Raw genomic sequence first — 16,783 nt, forward strand, 5'->3', positions numbered from 1 at the left:
GAACAGAGCAATGTCGACACAAGTCGAGAAAGACCAAGTATCCGGGCGCGAGACCACCGGTCATGAATGGGATGGCATCAAGGAACTCAACACTCCGCTGCCGTCCTGGTGGGTCTATGTCTTCTGGATCACCGTCATCTGGTCAGTTGGTTATTGGGTGGTTTACCCGTCCTGGCCAACCGCCAATGACTACCTTAAAGGTACGTTTGGTACGACCAACCGTACTGAACTTCACGAAACCATGGCCAACGTTGCAGCTGAACGTGCACCTTACATGGAACGTCTGGCTGCCCTCGATGTATCGGAAATCGCCAATGACAGCGAACTTCTGAACTTCTCGATGGCTGGTGGCAAGGCAGTCTTCGCTGATAACTGCGCGCCATGTCATGGCACCGGTGGTTCGGGCAACCCGGGTTTCCCGTCATTGCAGGACGATGCATGGCTGTGGGGCGGGACGCTTGATGCGATCAATGAAACGCTGCATGTCGGTATTCGTTGGGATGCCAACGAAGATACCCGCTTCAACGACATGCCGGCATTTGGTCGTGACGAACTGCTTGAACGTGACCAGATCGAAGATGTGGTTGAGTATGTTCTCTCCTTCACCGGTCGTGAAACCGATGCCGCTGCTGCGGATCGCGGAGCGGTCGTTTTTGAGGAAAACTGCGCTTCGTGCCACGGTGAAGATGCCAAAGGTATTCAGGATCTCGGTGCACCGAACCTGACCGATGCCATCTGGCTCTATGGCGGATCGAAAGAAACCCTCACCGAAACGGTCATGAATTCCCGAAGCGGTGTCATGCCGGCCTGGGGTGGTCGTCTGGACGAAGAAACCATCAAAATGCTGACGGTTTATGTCCATTCGCTCGGTGGCGGTCAGTAAGCCGGAACAGCTTTGAATAAAGGCCCGCGATCACAAGTCGTGGGCCTTTTTCGTGACTACTTTGCACACGCGAAAGCCTTTTCCCAAATTTCGCACAGGAACTGCCGATAAATTGACATGTGTCATGGTGTCTGTGCCGGGGCTCTCGTATTTTCAGCCTGAGATTTGAATAATTAGAGTTTGCCCTGCAAAGCTGCCAGAAACCAACGTCTCCTGACAGCCTAATCTTGAAAACGATTGGCGGGTCCATCCCGCACAGAGAGCAATCGCAAGATTCAGAGCAACAACCAGGTAGCGAACATGGCCATGTCCAATTTGCAGCATCCCGATGTCGACCCCGCCACTGTCATGGAAGAAGATGACCGTGATCAGCCGCTTTACAAGGCACGCGACAAGGTCTACCCGAAACGGGTTTCGGGCCGGTTCAGAAATCTGAAATGGTTTGCGCTGATCGCGCTTCTGGGCATTTACTGGGCTGTCCCGTGGTTGCGCTGGGATCGCGGACCAACTGCGCCGGATCAGGCTGTTTTGATCGACATGGATCTTGGGCGCGCCTATTTCTTCTTCATCGAGATTTGGCCTCAGGAAGTTTACTACATCACTGGCATCCTGATCATGGCGGCGATCGGGCTGTTTCTGGCAACATCGCTGTTTGGTCGCATCTGGTGCGGCTATGGCTGCCCGCAAACAGTCTGGACTGATCTGTTCATGCTGGTTGAACGTTACATTCAGGGCGACCGCAACGCGCGCATGCGTCTCGACCAGTCTAAATGGACACTCGAAAAAGCCTGGAAAATCGGTGCAACGCATGTGGCATGGATTGTCATTTCCATGGCGACCGGTGGTGCCTTTGTCCTGTACTTCCACGATGCGCCGACCGTGATGGTCGATATTTTCACTGCCAATGCCTCTTTTGGCACCTATGTCACCATCGCCTTCCTTACCGGTTCCACCTACCTTCTTGCGGGTTGGGCCCGCGAACAGGTCTGCACCTATATGTGCCCGTGGCCGCGCTTCCAGTCAGCCATGCTTGACGATGAAAGCATGATTGTAACCTATGAAGGCTGGCGCGGTGAACCGCGTGGACCGATCAAGCGCAAAAACCTGCAACGTGGTGAAGTCCCCGAAACCGGCCACTGCATTGATTGCCGTGCCTGTGTCAATGTCTGCCCGACCGGGATTGATATCCGCGACGGCTTGCAGATGGAATGCATTGGCTGTGGATTGTGCATTGATGCCTGCAACGAAATGATGGACAAGGTCAGCTTCCCGCGGGATCTCGTCCGGTTTGACTCGGTTCAGAACTCCCAATTGCGGGCCCAGGGCAAGGCGACCCGTGTTCGCATCATCCGTCCGCGCACCATTTTCTATTCGGTTATTCTTGTCCTTGTCGCGTCGGTGATGATGTTTGGCCTTGCCAACCGCTCGGTCCTTGAACTCAATGTCCTGCGTGATCGCAACCCGCTGTTTGTTGCGCTGTCCAATGGCGATGTACGCAACGGCTATACGCTGAAGGTACTCAACAAGGAACAGGCTGAAAAAACCTATGTCCTGTCCGTTCAGGGGCTCGATACCACCGACCTTCAGGTGATTGGCCTGACACCCAACCAGAACGGCACCTTTGACCTTGAAGTTGCACCAGATCGTGTCGGCAGTTTCCGCGTCTTTGTTGCCGCTGATCCTGACGATCTTGGCGAGAAATCCACGCCATTCGAATTTACGGTGACCGATAAGGAAACCGGAAACACCGAAACATATGATACAGTATTCGCCGGTCCCGAGACCGAAAACTGATCGCCGCTGCGACTCAGTACTGGAGACAAGAAATGGCTATGCATATGACGACGTCCCCTTCTTCAGACCCGAACGGCCCGCGCAAATCTGATCGCTGGATACCGTGGTACTTTGTCGGCGGTTTCGCCATCATGCTGATCGCCAACATCTCGCTTGTCACCTTTTCGATGACCAGTTGGAATGGCCTTGTGACCAAGCATGCATTTGAAGAGGGCAACAACTATAACGCGGCCATTTCCGGTGCAGCCCGTCAGCAAGAACTTGGCTGGCGCAGCAAGCTTAGCGTCGATGGTGTCATTGATCAGAATGGTACAATCACCGTCCTGTTCCGCGACAAGGAATCCAACCCGATTACCGGCGCTAAAATGTCTGTCATGATGTCGCGTGCGGACCGAGATGACCTTGATGCCACAATTCCGCTGGCCGAAATTGCCCCGGGTGAATATCGTGCAAGTGCTGCTTTCCCGGTTTACGGACGCTGGCAGCTGCGCACCATCGCGAACGCGATGGGGGATGATTATCAAACCGTCGAGTATGTCGTCGTAAATCCATGAACGCCCCTCTTCAGTCCTGTCGCCATTGCGGCGAGCCGGTGACAGCCCTTTCACCGGCTGCACCCGACTTTTGCTGTAGCGGATGTGCGGGTGCCTATGCCTTGCTCGGTGAACTGGGACTGAAATCCTATTACAATCGACGTGCAATTGATCCGAAGGTCCGTGCGCTCCGCCCCGACGAGGATGAAGTGGCAAACGTCGATTTCACCGAACTCGCAAGCACGGACGGCGATGGAAACCACCACCTCAATCTGATGGTTGATGGCATTCATTGTGCGGCTTGCGTCTGGCTGATCGAAACCCTCCTGCAACGCAATCCGACTGTTCTTCAGGCGCGCGTCAATATGACCACCCGGCGCCTGCGCCTGAGCTGGCAGGGCGAACTTGGCGACATTGACGACATCATCCGCCCGGTGATGCAGATGGGATATCGATTGATCCCGTTTGATCCGGCCGCACTTGAACAGGCAACAGCGTCACGCAACAAGGAATTGCTGCGTTGCCTTGCGGTTGCCGGGTTTGCTGCGGGGAATGTGATGTTGCTCTCCGTCTCGGTCTGGGCCGGGTATTTTCAGGGCATGGGCGGGGCAACCCGTGATCTGTTTCACTGGATTTCCGCCCTGATCGCGCTGCCTGCGGCCGCCTATGCCGGTTTGCCGTTTTATCGTTCCGCCGTTGGAGCTATTCGCAACCGACGGGTCAATATGGATGTGCCGATCAGCCTCGGTGTCATCCTGGCGCTTGGCATGAGCCTTGCCCAAACCATTCGTGGTGAACCGCATGCCTATTTCGACAGTGCGATTACGCTTCTGTTCTTCTTGCTGATCGGACGATATCTGGACGGCCGGGCACGGGGCCAGGCGCGATCAGCCGCGGAACATCTGTTATCGCTGAATGCCCGTTCGATTACCGTTGTCGAACCTGACGGCACGCGACGGCTTATCGCACCACAAAAGGCCGTGCCGGGCATGATTGTTCTGGTCGCAGCAGGCGAACGCATTGGTATTGATGGCAAGGTCGTCGATGGCCAGTCCGATGTCGATACCAGCATTATCACCGGCGAAAGCATTCCCGTTCTGAACCGTCCGGGCGCGACCGTTTTTGCCGGAACAACCAACATTTCTGCACCGCTGCGCATTGAAGTCACCGCCACAGGTGGCAATACGTTGCTGTCGGAAATTGTCCGTCTGATGGAAAATGCCGAACAGGGGCGCGCGCGCTATGTTGCGATTGCCGATCGTGTGGCAAAGGCTTATGCACCGGTGGTTCATACCCTGTCGCTCGCAACCTTTATCGGCTGGTGGTTGATTGGCGGCATTGGCTGGCAGGATGCGCTGATGAATGCCATTGCCGTTCTGATCATTACCTGTCCATGTGCGCTTGCACTGGCTGTTCCTGTCGTGCAGGTGATCGCCACCGGGCGCTTGTTGGGTGCAGGTATTCTGGTCAAATCGGCAACAGCCCTTGAACGGCTTACAAAAGTTACCGGAATTATTTTTGACAAGACCGGCACATTGACCACCGGAAAACCGGAACTGGTTGGCGAACCAGATCAGGACAAGCTACTGTTTGCCGCCGGGATGGCCGCAAACAGCAATCACCCGCTATCGCGGGCATTGGTACGCGCTGCTGGCAATGTTACAGCCCTTCCCAATGTCAGCGAACAGGCTGGTCTTGGCCTTGTGACCCCCGGCCCATCCGGGCCGATCCGACTTGGCAGTCGTGCCTTTTGCGATGTGGCCGAGAACGCAGATTTCCCGTCCGATATTGCCGGACCGGAACTGTGGTTGTCTGAACCCGGTGTTGCGCCGACCCGCTTTGTGTTCCGTGACACCATGCGAAGCGACGCACCGGACGTCATCGACAGTCTGCGCACACGCGGGTTTGAAATGACCTTGCTGTCGGGCGACCGCGAAAGCACTGTGCGCCAGCTTGCCGAAACACTGGGGATTCCGGACTGGCAGGCCCGGATGTCCCCAACCCAGAAGGCTGCCCACATTCAGACGCGGTCGGATGAGGGCAAATGCGACTTGATGGTTGGTGATGGCATCAACGATGCCCCGGCCCTTGCCGCGGCCCATGCATCGATGTCCCCGGCCACAGCCGCCGAAATTTCGCAAAATGCTGCCGACATCGTTTTTCAGGGCGACCGGCTGGGTGCCGTGATCGAGGCGATTGACGTGGCCCGCAAGGCTGACCAGTTGGTGCGTCAGAATTTCGCCCTTTCCTTTGCCTATAACGTGATCACGATCCCGCTTGCGGTCTCCGGGTATGTCACGCCACTCATTGCGGCAATTGCGATGTCATCTTCTTCGCTTGTCGTGATCGCCAACGCCTTGCGTTTACACGTCAATTCAGGCAAGCCTGACCTGGTTGGCGCGAAACCGGTAACCAAGTTGTCGCAGCAGGCAGGATCATAAAGCCATGAGCAACCTTCTTCTCCTGATCCCGATTGCATTGTTTCTGGGGCTTTTGGGCCTTGGTGCGTTCTTGTGGTCATTGCGTTCTGGCCAGTTTGACGATATGGAAGGAGCAGCAAATCGCATTCTTTTTGATGACGACGATGTTAAACCTTCTGACAAGTCGAAGAAATTCCATCAGGACGATAGTTAGAATTGCTTGAAACTGACCTATATCATCGGATAGATTCAGTTTTATTTCGCCTATCGGGTCACCAGCATCGGAGTCTGTGATGGCAGTCCGCCCTCAAATCTGCGACGCCTGTTCTATCAAGGACTTAACGTTTTGCTCGGCATTGCACGGCGATGAACATGACCAGCTGCGTCAATTGCTGACTCATGCTCAGTATGATCCACACAGCACGATTTTCCACGAAGCCGAAGATGCTGATTACGTCTTTAACGTCACAACCGGCTCGGTAAAGTTGTATAAACTGCTGGGCGATGGCCGCCGTCAGATTACCGGTTTCCTGTTTGCAGGTGATTTTCTGGGCCTGGCACTTAATGCCAATTACAGTTACACCGCCGAGGCGATTGAGCCGGTAACAGCCTGCCGTTTCCCGCGCCAAAAGCTTGAAAAGCTGTTTGACAAGTTTCCGCATCTTGAAAAACGCATGCTGGGCATGGCGGTCGATGAACTGGCCGCAGCACAGGATCAGATGCTTCTGCTTGGCCGCAAGACCGCCAAGGAAAAGGTCGCATCCTTCCTTCTGATGCTTGCCCGCCGTCAGGAACATCGTGGCGAAAGCACCGAGACGATCAATGTGCCCATGAGCCGTTCTGACATCGCCGATTATCTGGGCCTGACCATTGAAACCGTGTCACGTACCCTGACCCAGCTTCGCAAGGAATCGACCATTTCGCTTAAGGATAACCGCCATATTGAGGCGGTTGGTCTCGACATGCTTGAAGATCTTGCCGAAGGTCTGTGATTCCTTCGTGACCGTGAAGTGCCAATCACAATAAGCGGCGCAGATCATTCGAACCATCTGCCAACGCACGCCTTAAATGGCGGTTATTGGCCGAATTGCCTATTTCGCGATTGCAAAAAATGTTTCCCGTTCGCGGTCATGGTATTGTAAACATGACCGCACGCCCGACAAAGATCGGGCAGCGAAATCCGGTTGTACCGGGGGAGAAACGTGATGAGTGCCACCAGCAAAAAGATGGGCCGGACCTCCGTCCCACAACTCCGTGCCCGTAAGGGGCATGACCCCATTGTCTGCCTGACCGCCTATACCGCACCAATGGCCCAGCGCCTTGATGAACATTGTGACCTGCTTCTGGTCGGGGATTCATTGGGCATGGTTGTTTATGGTATGGAAAGCACCCTTGCCGTGACTGTCGATATGATGGTCAACCATGGCAAGGCCGTCATGCGCGGATCAAAGAATGCCTGCGTCGTCGTTGATCTGCCTTTTGGCAGTTATCAGGAATCCAAGGAACAGGCCTTCCGCACCGCATCGCACATTCTGGCTGAAACCGGATGCGCGGCTGTGAAAATTGAAGGCGGCGCCGAACTTGCCGAAACCATCGAATTTCTGACCATGCGTGGTGTACCGGTCATGGCCCATATCGGCCTGATGCCCCAACAGGTCAACACCATGGGCGGCTTCAAAAGTCAGGGCCGTGACGAAGAAACGGCCATGAAGGCACTTGCCGATGCCAAGGCGGTTGCTAATGCCGGTGCCTTTTCGGTTGTCGTCGAAGGTACGGTCGAACCCGTCGCACGTCAGATAACCGAGGCCATCGACATCCCGACCATTGGCATTGGTGCCTCGGTTGCCTGTGATGGTCAGGTCCTTGTCACCGAAGACATCCTTGGCCTGTTTTCCGATTTCACGCCAAAATTCGTTAAACGCTACGCCAATCTTGGTGATGCGGTTTCCGAGGCTGTCGGCCAATATGCCGACGAAGTGCGCACCCGTCAGTTTCCGACGGATGAACATTGCTTTGGTATCGCCAAAAAAGGTAAGTTGCGCGCGGTCTGATCCAGATCGCCGTAATTTTCTGCAATCTTCGGTACGACGATAACGATGTCCCTTACGACTGTTCACACTGTCGCTGATTTACGCGCGACTGTTGCCGACTGGCGCGCCAAAGGCCTGCGTGTCGCCCTGGTTCCAACCATGGGCGCGCTTCATGATGGCCATGTCAGCCTGACACATCTGGCCCGTGAACATGCCGACCGGGTGATCGTTTCGATCTTCGTCAATCCGACACAATTTGCCCCGAACGAGGATTTCGGAGCCTATCCGCGCACCCTGCCAGCAGATCAGAAACTGCTTGATGGTGCCGGGGTCGAGCTGTGCTTTGCCCCGTCGGTTGATGAAATGTATCCCGACGGCTTTGCCACCAAGGTCTCTGTTGATGGCGCAATGACCGACGTGCTGTGTGGGGCGGCCCGGCCCGGCCACTTTGATGGCGTGGCACAGGTTGTGACCAAATTGCTGCTCCAGGCCCTGCCCGATTGCGCCATTTTTGGTCAGAAGGATTACCAGCAACTGATGGTCATCCGCCGGTTCACGGAAGATCTCAACATTCCGGTCGAGATCATCGGGGCGAAAATCCTGCGCGAAGAAGATGGACTTGCCATGTCATCGCGCAACCGTTATCTGACACCCGACGAACGCGCCATTGCCCCAACGCTCAACAACGTGTTGGCGGAAATCACCGCCAAGGCGGCACAGGGTGCTGAACTCGGTCCGCTTCTGGCAAAGGGGCGCGAAGATATCCTCAAGGCCGGGTTCGATCCGATCGACTATCTTGAAGTCCGCGATGCAGCGACCCTGGAACTGATCAGCGACACGGTCCAAAAATCCGCCCGAATCTTCGTTGCAGCCCGGCTTGGCAAAGCGCGTTTGATCGACAATCATGCAATTGAACCGGCCATAGCCAAAAGCATGACCGGGGGTTAAATACCCGCGCTTAGTGGCGGAATCGCCAATTGCACAGCAAGGCGAATGAAAAGCGCAGAATAACGCGCTTTTGCGCCCGATTGCGCTTGACTCCCACCCCCTGATCCAATAAACCCTCTCCACCAAAGGTCGCCCAAGGGGTGACTCCCCCAGTCCTCGAGTTTCGAGCACTGGGTTTTAGTTTTTTGTGCGCACTCGGTGGAAACACCGGCAACACAGACGGGATTTGGAATGTTTGAAGGACTAAGCGATCGCCTTGGCGGGGTTCTCGATAAGCTGCGCAAACGTGGCGCGCTGAAAGAATCCGACGTCAAGGAAGCCATGCGCGAAGTACGCGTCGCCCTGCTTGAGGCGGACGTGGCACTTCCGGTCGTCAAAACCTTTATCTCCAACGCCACCGAACGTGCAATTGGTGCCGATGTTCTGCGCTCGGTCACACCGGGCCAGATGGTCGTCAAGATCGTCCATGACGAACTGAAAAACATGCTGGGCGAAGGCGAGGAAATCAATCTTTCCTCGACCCCGCCTGTGCCGATCCTGATGGTTGGTCTGCAGGGTTCTGGTAAAACCACCAGCTCTGCCAAGATCGCACTGAACCTGACCAAGAAGCGCAACAAGAAAGTCCTTCTGGCATCGCTTGATATCTATCGCCCGGCTGCCCAGCAGCAGCTGAAAGTTCTGGCCGACGATAACGGCCTTGGCGTTCTGCCGATCGTGATGGGCGAAAAGCCGGTTTCGATTGCCAAGCGCGCGATGGATACCGGCCGCAAGGAAGGGTATGACGCGGTTATCCTTGATACCGCTGGTCGTCTGCATATCGACATGGAACTGATGAGCGAAGTCGCTCAGGTCCGTGATGCGGTCAACCCGGTCGAGACGCTTTTGGTCACCGATGCGATGACCGGTCAGGACTCGGTCAACGTTGCCAAGGAATTTGCCGAAAAGGTCGGCATCACCGGTATCGTTCTGACCCGTGTTGACGGTGATGCACGCGGTGGTGCAGCCCTTTCGATGCGTCAGATTACCGGCTGCCCGATCAAGATGATCGGTATCGGCGAAAAAATCGACGAGATGGAAGCCTTCCATCCCGATCGTATCGCCAACCGTATTCTTGGCATGGGCGATGTTGTCAGCCTGGTTGAAAAGGCTGCGGAAAACATCAAGGCCGAAGACGCCGAGAAAATGGCCAAGAAGCTGCGTAAAGGTCAGTTTGACCTGAACGATCTTCTGGCACAGCTCAAACAGCTTCAGAAAATGGGTGATCTTTCCGGCATCATGGGGATGCTGCCGGGCATGGGCGCGCTGAAAAAACAGATGTCGCAGACCAAGCTTGATCCCAAACTTCTGACCCACCAGGAAGCAATCATCCTGTCGATGACGCCGAAAGAACGTGAAAACCCGGCCATCATCAAGGCATCACGCAAAAAGCGCATTGCCGCAGGCTGTGGCCTGACCGTTCAGGAGGTCAACAAGCTTCTGAAGCAATATCAGACCATGTCCACCATGATTAAAAAGATGGGCAAGCAGGGCAAGAAAGGGATGTTTGGCGGTATGCCGAAAATGGATCCCTCGATGCTTGAGGGCGGCGAAATGCCGGATCTCAATAACCTGCCAAAAGGATTGACCGGTGGCGGGGGCGGTTTGCCGCCCGGGTTGCCGGGATTGGGAGGCGGCGGTGGCCTGCCTCCGGGATTCCCGGGGTTCGGCAAAAAGAAATAGTCAAGCCCCCGGTTCTAGAATGAGTTCTTCATGAATTCCTCTTACGAACCAAAACCGGCCCATAAAGCCGGGTCAAAGACCAAGTGAATAGGCCCCTCGGGGTCATGATTTAGAAGACTACAAACCCAAGCTGAAAGGAACTTATCCGAATGGCTGTCAAGATTCGTCTTTCCCGTGGCGGTGCCAAAAAACGTCCGTACTACCGTATCGTAGTTGCTGACGTTCGTTCGCCGCGTGACGGCAGCTTCATCGAGCGTGTCGGTACCTATGACCCGATGCTCCCGAAGGATGCTGACAACCGCGTGACCTTCAAAGAAGAGCGCATCAAATACTGGCTGTCTGTTGGCGCACAGCCGACCGAACGTGTTGCACGTTTCCTGGGCAAAGCTGGCCTGGCAGAAGCGTTCAAACCGACCGAACAGCCGCAGAAGTCTGCTCCGAAAGCGAAAGCTCAGGAACGTCTTCGCGAGAAAGCTGAGAAAGCCGAAGCTGCTGCTGCCGCTGCTGCGGAAGCCGCTGCCGAAGCAGCAGCACCTGCTGAAGAAGCTGCAGGCGAGTAATCGCTGAACGCACGCTTTGATCAGATACCGGAAACTTGTGAACCGAAATGGCTGATACCCGCAAATCCAAAAACGACGAAGCTTATGTCTGCGTCGGCATGATCACCGCCCCGCACGGGGTGCGTGGTGCCGTGCGCGTCAAAAGCTATACCGTCGATCCGGATAACCTTGTCGGTTACGGCCCGTTGTTCGACGCCAAGGGACGCGTGAAATACAAGCTGTCTCCTGTCGGACATGTCCGCGACCAGCTGATCGCCAAGATCGAAGGCGTGGACGACCGGGACGCTGCCGAACGGCTGCGGGGCACCAAGCTGCATGTACCGCGTGCTGCACTGCCTGACACGGTTGAAGAAGATGAATTCTACCTTGCTGACCTTGTCGGTCTGAAAGCGCACCATATTGATGGTTCGATTTTCGGCACCGTACGGGGTGTGGCCGATTTTGGCGCCGGCGACGTGATCGAAGTCGCGCTTGAAGAAGCCAAGAACAAGGTTGTGGTTCTCCCCTTCACCAAGGAAGTCGTGCCCGAGGTCATTCTTTCGGAACGCAAGATGGTGGTAAATCCGCCCGAGGGGCTACTGCAGGATGAGGACGGACCCGGCAATCGCAGCCGACGTCCGAACAAATCCCGCAAGGACTCTCAGGCCGACCGCGATTCTGATGCCGTTACTGCCGATGCAGTAGGCGCGGAAAACGCGACCGGCAGCGGGAAGGAGGCCTGATCGATGTCTGTGTGGCAGGCAAAAGTTGCAACCCTGTTCCCGGAAATGTTTCCGGGTGTGCTTGGTCAGTCTCTGGCTGGCAAGGCGCTTGAAAACGGGATCTGGTCGCTTGATGTCAAAGACATCCGCGATCATGCAACCGACCGCCACCGCACTGTAGACGACAATCCCTTTGGGGGCGGGGCCGGCATGGTCATGCGCCCGGATATTGTCGACGCCGCCCTGCGTGAATTGCGTGCAGATGCACCGCAATTGCCGCTGATTTATCTCAGCCCGCGGGGAAAAGTGCTGAACCAGAAACGCTGCCGCGAATTGGCAGCAGGCCCGGGTGCCATCCTGCTTTGCGGTCGTTACGAAGGTATCGACCAACGGGTTCTGGATGAACATCAGGCCGAGGAAATCAGCATCGGTGATTACATCCTCATGGGCGGCGAACTGCCGGCCATGGTCCTGATTGAATCGTGCATTCGCCTCATCGAGGGAACGGTCAACAAGACCGAGTCTGTCGACGAGGAAAGCTTTGAAACCGGGTTGCTTGAATATCCGCATTACACGCGCCCGGCCAATTGGAACGGGCGTGACGTGCCGGAGATCTTGCTTTCCGGACATCATGCCAAGGTACAAGCCTGGCGGCATGCTCAGGCAGAAGAAATTACCCGCGCGCGACGCCCGGACCTTTGGGACCGGTACGTGGCAAACGGGAACATCAAAGAGGGTTAAACCATGACCAACATCATCCAGCAGCTCGAGAAAGAGCAGCTCGACAAAATCGCTGAAAAGCGCGTAGTTCCTGAATTCGACGCCGGTGATACCATTCGTGTGCACCTGAAAGTCGTGGAAGGTACCCGTGAGCGTATTCAGCAGTTCGAAGGCGTTTGCATTGCGCGTAAGAACCGCGGCCTCAACTCTTCCTTCACCGTGCGTAAAATCGCATCGGGCGAAGGCGTTGAGCGTATCTTCCAGTCCTACTCCCCGGCCATCGACAAAATCGAAGTCGTTCGCCGCGGTGACGTACGTCGCGCGAAACTCTACTACCTGCGTGGCCGTACCGGTAAATCTGCACGTATCGCCGAGCAGACCACCGGTCACAAAGGCAAACTGACCGCAGCAGAACGCGCGAAAAAGTAATTCGCACGTTCCGCAACGTCGGACAAAAATACGGGCTCACCTTCGGGTGGGCCCGTTTTTGTTTCTCCCTCTCGCCATGTCCGGCGGGATCAAAGAACGTCATATACACGCATTGATTGCATTATAGCGAATCGCAAGATTCCGTGCCCCTAGAACAAGTCCCGCAGAAACCCGGCGATTAATTTATCAGCTTAAGTTATATCAGATATCTCTTACGTAAATCCAGCACGCCTGATTTAGCTACTTAGGGATGCTCCGGATCGCGCCACTCTATTTCGGAGTGTTAAACACCCAAAAACACGCGCCCTGTACCTTGCGATTTAGAGGGCGGCGTGTATAAAGGCACTCCCGCGGCAAAAACGATCAAACCCGTGTGGTTCTGGATAATAAAATTACGCAGACTGGACAAAGCCGGTTGCGCCGAAGAAACGTCAAGTCCCACCCGCCATCAATGGCAGGTATTGCACCAATCTTCGTGACATTCAGGACCGCATCAGACGGGAAGAGAGTTGCTGCTCAAAAGATCGATGTTTTATGAGGAGGTCGAGATGGGTCAGCCTAAAACCCTTTTTGACAAGATTTGGGAAAGCCATGTGGTCGATACGCAGGATGATGGTACCTGCCTGCTTTATATCGACCGTCATCTCGTCCACGAAGTGACCAGCCCGCAGGCTTTCGAAGGCCTGCGCAATTCGGGCCGTAAAGTGCGCCATCCCAAACTGACCCTTGCTGTGCCTGATCACAACGTACCGACGTCTGACCGTTCCGAAGGCATCAAGGAAGAAGACAGCCGTATTCAGGTTGAAACCCTTGATCAGAACGCCAAGGATACCGGCATTCACTATTTCCCGATGGCTGACCTGCGTCAGGGCATCGTGCATATCGTCGGCCCGGAAGAAGGTTTCACTCTTCCCGGTGTGACCATGGTTTGCGGTGACTCACATACCTCCACCCACGGCGCATTCGGCGCACTGGCATTTGGGATTGGCACCTCGGAAGTTGAACATGTTCTGGCCACCCAGACCCTGGTTCAGAAACCGGCCAAGAACATGCTGGTCAAGGTCGAAGGCGATCTGCATCCGGGTGTAACGGCCAAGGACATCACTCTTGCGATCATCGGTCGCATCGGGACGGCTGGCGGTACCGGCTATGTCATCGAATATGCTGGCTCGGCCATCCGTGCACTGTCGGTTGAAGGCCGCATGACGGTCTGCAACATGTCGATCGAGGGCGGCGCACGTGCCGGCCTGATCGCACCGGACGAGAAAACCTTTGAATATATCAAGGGTCGCCCGATGGCACCGAAAGGTGCCGCGTTCGAACAGGCTGTTGAATACTGGAAGACCCTGCCGTCTGACGAAGGCGCACATTACGACAAGGTTGTCGAACTTGATGCCGCCGACATCGTCCCGCAGGTGACCTGGGGCACCAGCCCGGAAGACGTCGTACCGGTCACGGGCACTGTTCCGTTCCCGACCGACGGCAAGGATGCCGGCAAGCAAAAAGCGATCGAGCGTTCGCTTGAATATATGGGTCTGACCGCCGGTACCCCGATCGAGGAAATCAAGATCGACCGTGTGTTTATCGGTTCTTGCACCAACGGTCGTATCGAAGACCTGCGTGCCGTTGCCGAAGTCGCCAAGGGCCGCAAGGTTGCCGAAACTGTCAATGCCATGATCGTTCCGGGCTCAGGCCTTGTGAAGGAACAGGCAGAAGCCGAAGGCCTGCATGAGATCTTCATCGAAGCAGGCTTTGACTGGCGCGAGCCGGGCTGCTCGATGTGTCTGGCAATGAACCCGGACCGTCTGGCCCCGGGCGAGCGTTGCGCTTCGACCTCGAACCGTAACTTCGAAGGCCGTCAGGGCCGTGGTGGTCGTACCCACCTCGTCAGCCCGGCCATGGCAGCTGCAGCTGCGATCACCGGTCATCTGACCGACATTCGTAAACTCGGTTAAGGAAGGTTCCCATGGCCGATCAGACATTCATCAATTTCCGCGAAAGTGCCCCACGTCTGGGCCGCGCACCGGTGCTTGAGCAACTCCTGCCGCAACTCACCGGCATTAATCTGCCGGACTTCGTTGCGCAGGAACTCGACGCGACCGAAGAATTGATCGAAGCACTCGGTCTGGCCTGGGAAACTGGAAGCAAGGGATAAGATAATGGAAAAATTCACCAAGCTCACCGGTGTTGCCGCACCGCTGCCGATGATCAATGTCGACACCGACATGATCATTCCCAAACAGTTCCTCAAAACCATCAAACGTTCGGGCCTTGGCAAGAACCTGTTTGATGAAATGCGCTATGATGACAACGGCAACGAAATCCCGGATTTCGTTCTCAACAAACCGGCTTATCGCAACGCCCAGATCCTTGTATCTGGTGATAACTTCGGCTGTGGTTCCTCGCGTGAACACGCACCCTGGTCGCTGCTTGATTTCGGTATTCGCTGCGTGATTGCACCGAGCTTTGCCGACATTTTCTATAACAACTGCTTCAAGAACGGCATCCTGCCGATCCGTCTGCCGCAAGAAGATGTCGACAAGCTGATGGCTGATGCCGAACGCGGTGCCAACGCCACTGTTACCGTTGACCTTGAAAAACAGGAAATCACCGGCCCGGATGGCGGCTGCATCAAGTTTGAAGTCGAAGAATTCCGCAAGCACTGCCTGCTCAATGGTCTCGACGATATCGGTCTGACCCTGCAGAAGGCGGATGCCATCAATGATTTCGAAGCCAAACGCGCTGCATCGCAGCCCTGGCTGTCGCTGTAATTTCAAGACGGGCGGCAAACATCGGTTTGTCGCCCGTTTTCTGATCGTTACGGGGTGATCCACCCCAAAAAAAATCTGGTCGGAAAATATCTGGGAAGGAAGCATTTATGAGCACCACCAAAAAAGTACTGATGCTGCCGGGCGACGGAATTGGCCCGGAAGTCATGCGTCAGGTTCAGCGCGTCATGGACTGGATGGCAAAAAAGCGCAGTGTGAATTTTGAAATCACCGAAGGTCTGATTGGCGGCGCATCGATTGACGCGCATAACAATCCGCTGACCGACGAAACGCTGGCCGATGCCATGGCCGCAGACGCCGTTCTGCTGGGTGCTGTTGGTGGTCCGAAATGGGACGACATGCCGTTCGACATCAAACCGGAACGCGGTCTTCTGAAAATCCGCAAGGAAATGGGCCTGTTTGCCAACCTGCGTCCCGCACTGGTGTTTGACGCACTTGCCGGTGCATCCTCGCTGAAGGAAGACATCGTCAAGGGTCTGGACATCATGATCCTGCGTGAACTGACCGGGGGCATCTATTTCGGCCAGCCGCGCGGCATCGAAGAACGTGACGGTGTGCGTCACGGCTTTAACACGCTGGTTTATTCCGAGCCGGAAGTCGAACGCATTGCACGCGTAGCCTTTGATATGGCGATGAAACGCGACAAACGCCTGTGCTCTGTCGATAAGGCAAACGTTCTGGAATCCACCGTTCTGTGGCGCGAAGTTGTCGAACGTGTTGCCAAGGACTTCCCAGAAGTCGATCTCAGCCACATGTATGTCGATAACGCATCAATGCAGCTGGTCCGTAACCCGAAACAGTTTGACGTGATGGTCACCACCAACATGTTTGGCGACATTCTTTCCGATTGTGCCGCCATGCTGACCGGGTCGCTTGGCATGCTGCCGTCCGCATCCCTTGGTGCGGCAGATGAAAACGGTGCCCGCAAGGCATTGTACGAGCCGGTACACGGCTCCGCCCCGGACATTGCCGGCCAGGACATCGCCAACCCGCTGGCAACCATCCTGTCCTTTGCCATGATGCTGCGCTATTCGTTCGACATGGGCGATGATGCCACCCTGATTGAAGACGCAGTTCAGAACGTCCTTAAAGGCGGTCTGCGTACTGCTGACATCATGCAGAACGGCATGGCCAAGGTTTCGACCACCGTCATGGGCGAATCGCTGATCAACGAACTCGACAAGCTCGTCTGAGTTTTCTGATCTACAAAACTCAGATCTTTAACAGGCCCGGCTGATTGCAGCCGGGCCTGTTCTT

At 55.6% G+C, this 16,783-nt stretch carries 17 protein-coding genes; all 17 read left to right on the forward strand.

Annotated elements, in window-relative coordinates; translation table 11 throughout:
- Positions 1 to 10 precede the first annotated feature (10 nt).
- The 17 genes from ccoP to leuB all read left to right on the forward strand — a co-directional run bounded on the left by ccoP (position 11) and on the right by leuB (position 16,719).
- Entirely contained in the window at positions 11 to 883 is an 873-nt protein-coding gene (gene ccoP / locus AUQ43_RS09175; protein ID WP_062955943.1) for a cytochrome-c oxidase, cbb3-type subunit III, read from the forward strand.
- 300 nt (positions 884 to 1,183) lie between these two features.
- Positions 1,184 to 2,677 carry a cytochrome c oxidase accessory protein CcoG gene (ccoG, locus tag AUQ43_RS09180; RefSeq protein ID WP_062955944.1) on the forward strand — a complete coding sequence of 498 codons (1,494 nt, stop codon included), beginning with the start codon at positions 1,184 to 1,186 and terminating at the stop codon, positions 2,675 to 2,677.
- A gap of 32 nt (positions 2,678 to 2,709) precedes the next feature.
- Positions 2,710 to 3,231, forward strand: coding sequence for a FixH family protein (locus tag AUQ43_RS09185; protein WP_062955945.1), 522 nt, complete (start codon positions 2,710 to 2,712; stop codon positions 3,229 to 3,231).
- Positions 3,228 to 5,651, forward strand: coding sequence for a heavy metal translocating P-type ATPase metal-binding domain-containing protein (locus AUQ43_RS09190; RefSeq protein WP_084272044.1), 2,424 nt, complete (start codon positions 3,228 to 3,230; stop codon positions 5,649 to 5,651). The genes AUQ43_RS09185 and AUQ43_RS09190 overlap by 4 nt, the downstream gene beginning before the upstream one ends.
- A gap of 4 nt (positions 5,652 to 5,655) precedes the next feature.
- Entirely contained in the window at positions 5,656 to 5,844 is a 189-nt protein-coding gene (gene ccoS / locus AUQ43_RS09195) for a cbb3-type cytochrome oxidase assembly protein CcoS (protein WP_062955946.1), read from the forward strand.
- Positions 5,845 to 5,923: 79 nt separating this feature from the next.
- Positions 5,924 to 6,622, forward strand: coding sequence for a cyclic nucleotide-binding domain-containing protein (locus tag AUQ43_RS09200; protein ID WP_062955947.1), 699 nt, complete (start codon positions 5,924 to 5,926; stop codon positions 6,620 to 6,622).
- A 213-nt stretch (positions 6,623 to 6,835) separates the two neighbouring features.
- Entirely contained in the window at positions 6,836 to 7,681 is an 846-nt protein-coding gene (gene panB, locus AUQ43_RS09205; protein ID WP_062955948.1) for a 3-methyl-2-oxobutanoate hydroxymethyltransferase, read from the forward strand.
- Positions 7,682 to 7,726: 45 nt separating this feature from the next.
- Positions 7,727 to 8,608, forward strand: a complete 882-nt coding sequence (gene panC, locus AUQ43_RS09210; protein ID WP_062955949.1) for a pantoate--beta-alanine ligase — start codon at positions 7,727 to 7,729, stop codon at positions 8,606 to 8,608.
- 231 nt (positions 8,609 to 8,839) lie between these two features.
- Positions 8,840 to 10,327: a signal recognition particle protein gene (gene ffh, locus AUQ43_RS09215; protein ID WP_062955950.1), complete on the forward strand. Its 1,488-nt coding sequence runs from the start codon at positions 8,840 to 8,842 to the stop codon at positions 10,325 to 10,327.
- 149 nt (positions 10,328 to 10,476) lie between these two features.
- Complete coding sequence (gene rpsP / locus AUQ43_RS09220; protein WP_062955951.1) at positions 10,477 to 10,887, forward strand: 30S ribosomal protein S16; 411 nt, start codon at positions 10,477 to 10,479, stop codon at positions 10,885 to 10,887.
- Between the two features lie 47 nt (positions 10,888 to 10,934).
- A complete protein-coding gene (gene rimM / locus AUQ43_RS09225) occupies positions 10,935 to 11,609 on the forward strand; it encodes a ribosome maturation factor RimM (RefSeq protein WP_062955952.1) in 675 nt (224 codons plus the stop codon).
- A 3-nt stretch (positions 11,610 to 11,612) separates the two neighbouring features.
- On the forward strand, positions 11,613 to 12,329 hold the full coding sequence (gene trmD, locus AUQ43_RS09230; RefSeq protein WP_062955953.1) for a tRNA (guanosine(37)-N1)-methyltransferase TrmD: 717 nt from the start codon (positions 11,613 to 11,615) through the stop codon (positions 12,327 to 12,329).
- A 3-nt stretch (positions 12,330 to 12,332) separates the two neighbouring features.
- Positions 12,333 to 12,737: a 50S ribosomal protein L19 gene (gene rplS, locus AUQ43_RS09235; protein ID WP_062955954.1), complete on the forward strand. Its 405-nt coding sequence runs from the start codon at positions 12,333 to 12,335 to the stop codon at positions 12,735 to 12,737.
- Positions 12,738 to 13,285: 548 nt separating this feature from the next.
- On the forward strand, positions 13,286 to 14,692 hold the full coding sequence (leuC, locus tag AUQ43_RS09240; protein ID WP_062956054.1) for a 3-isopropylmalate dehydratase large subunit: 1,407 nt from the start codon (positions 13,286 to 13,288) through the stop codon (positions 14,690 to 14,692).
- An 11-nt stretch (positions 14,693 to 14,703) separates the two neighbouring features.
- A complete protein-coding gene (locus AUQ43_RS09245) occupies positions 14,704 to 14,892 on the forward strand; it encodes a hypothetical protein (protein WP_062955955.1) in 189 nt (62 codons plus the stop codon).
- A gap of 4 nt (positions 14,893 to 14,896) precedes the next feature.
- Positions 14,897 to 15,508, forward strand: coding sequence for a 3-isopropylmalate dehydratase small subunit (leuD, locus tag AUQ43_RS09250; RefSeq protein WP_062955956.1), 612 nt, complete (start codon positions 14,897 to 14,899; stop codon positions 15,506 to 15,508).
- A 107-nt stretch (positions 15,509 to 15,615) separates the two neighbouring features.
- Positions 15,616 to 16,719 (forward strand): 3-isopropylmalate dehydrogenase, encoded by a 1,104-nt coding sequence (gene leuB / locus AUQ43_RS09255; protein ID WP_062955957.1) that lies wholly within the window; start codon positions 15,616 to 15,618, stop codon positions 16,717 to 16,719.
- The last annotated feature ends 64 nt before the right edge of the window (positions 16,720 to 16,783 follow it).

This window comes from Thalassospira sp. MCCC 1A01148, from assembly GCF_001613795.1.
Lineage (GTDB): Bacteria > Pseudomonadota > Alphaproteobacteria > Rhodospirillales > Thalassospiraceae > Thalassospira.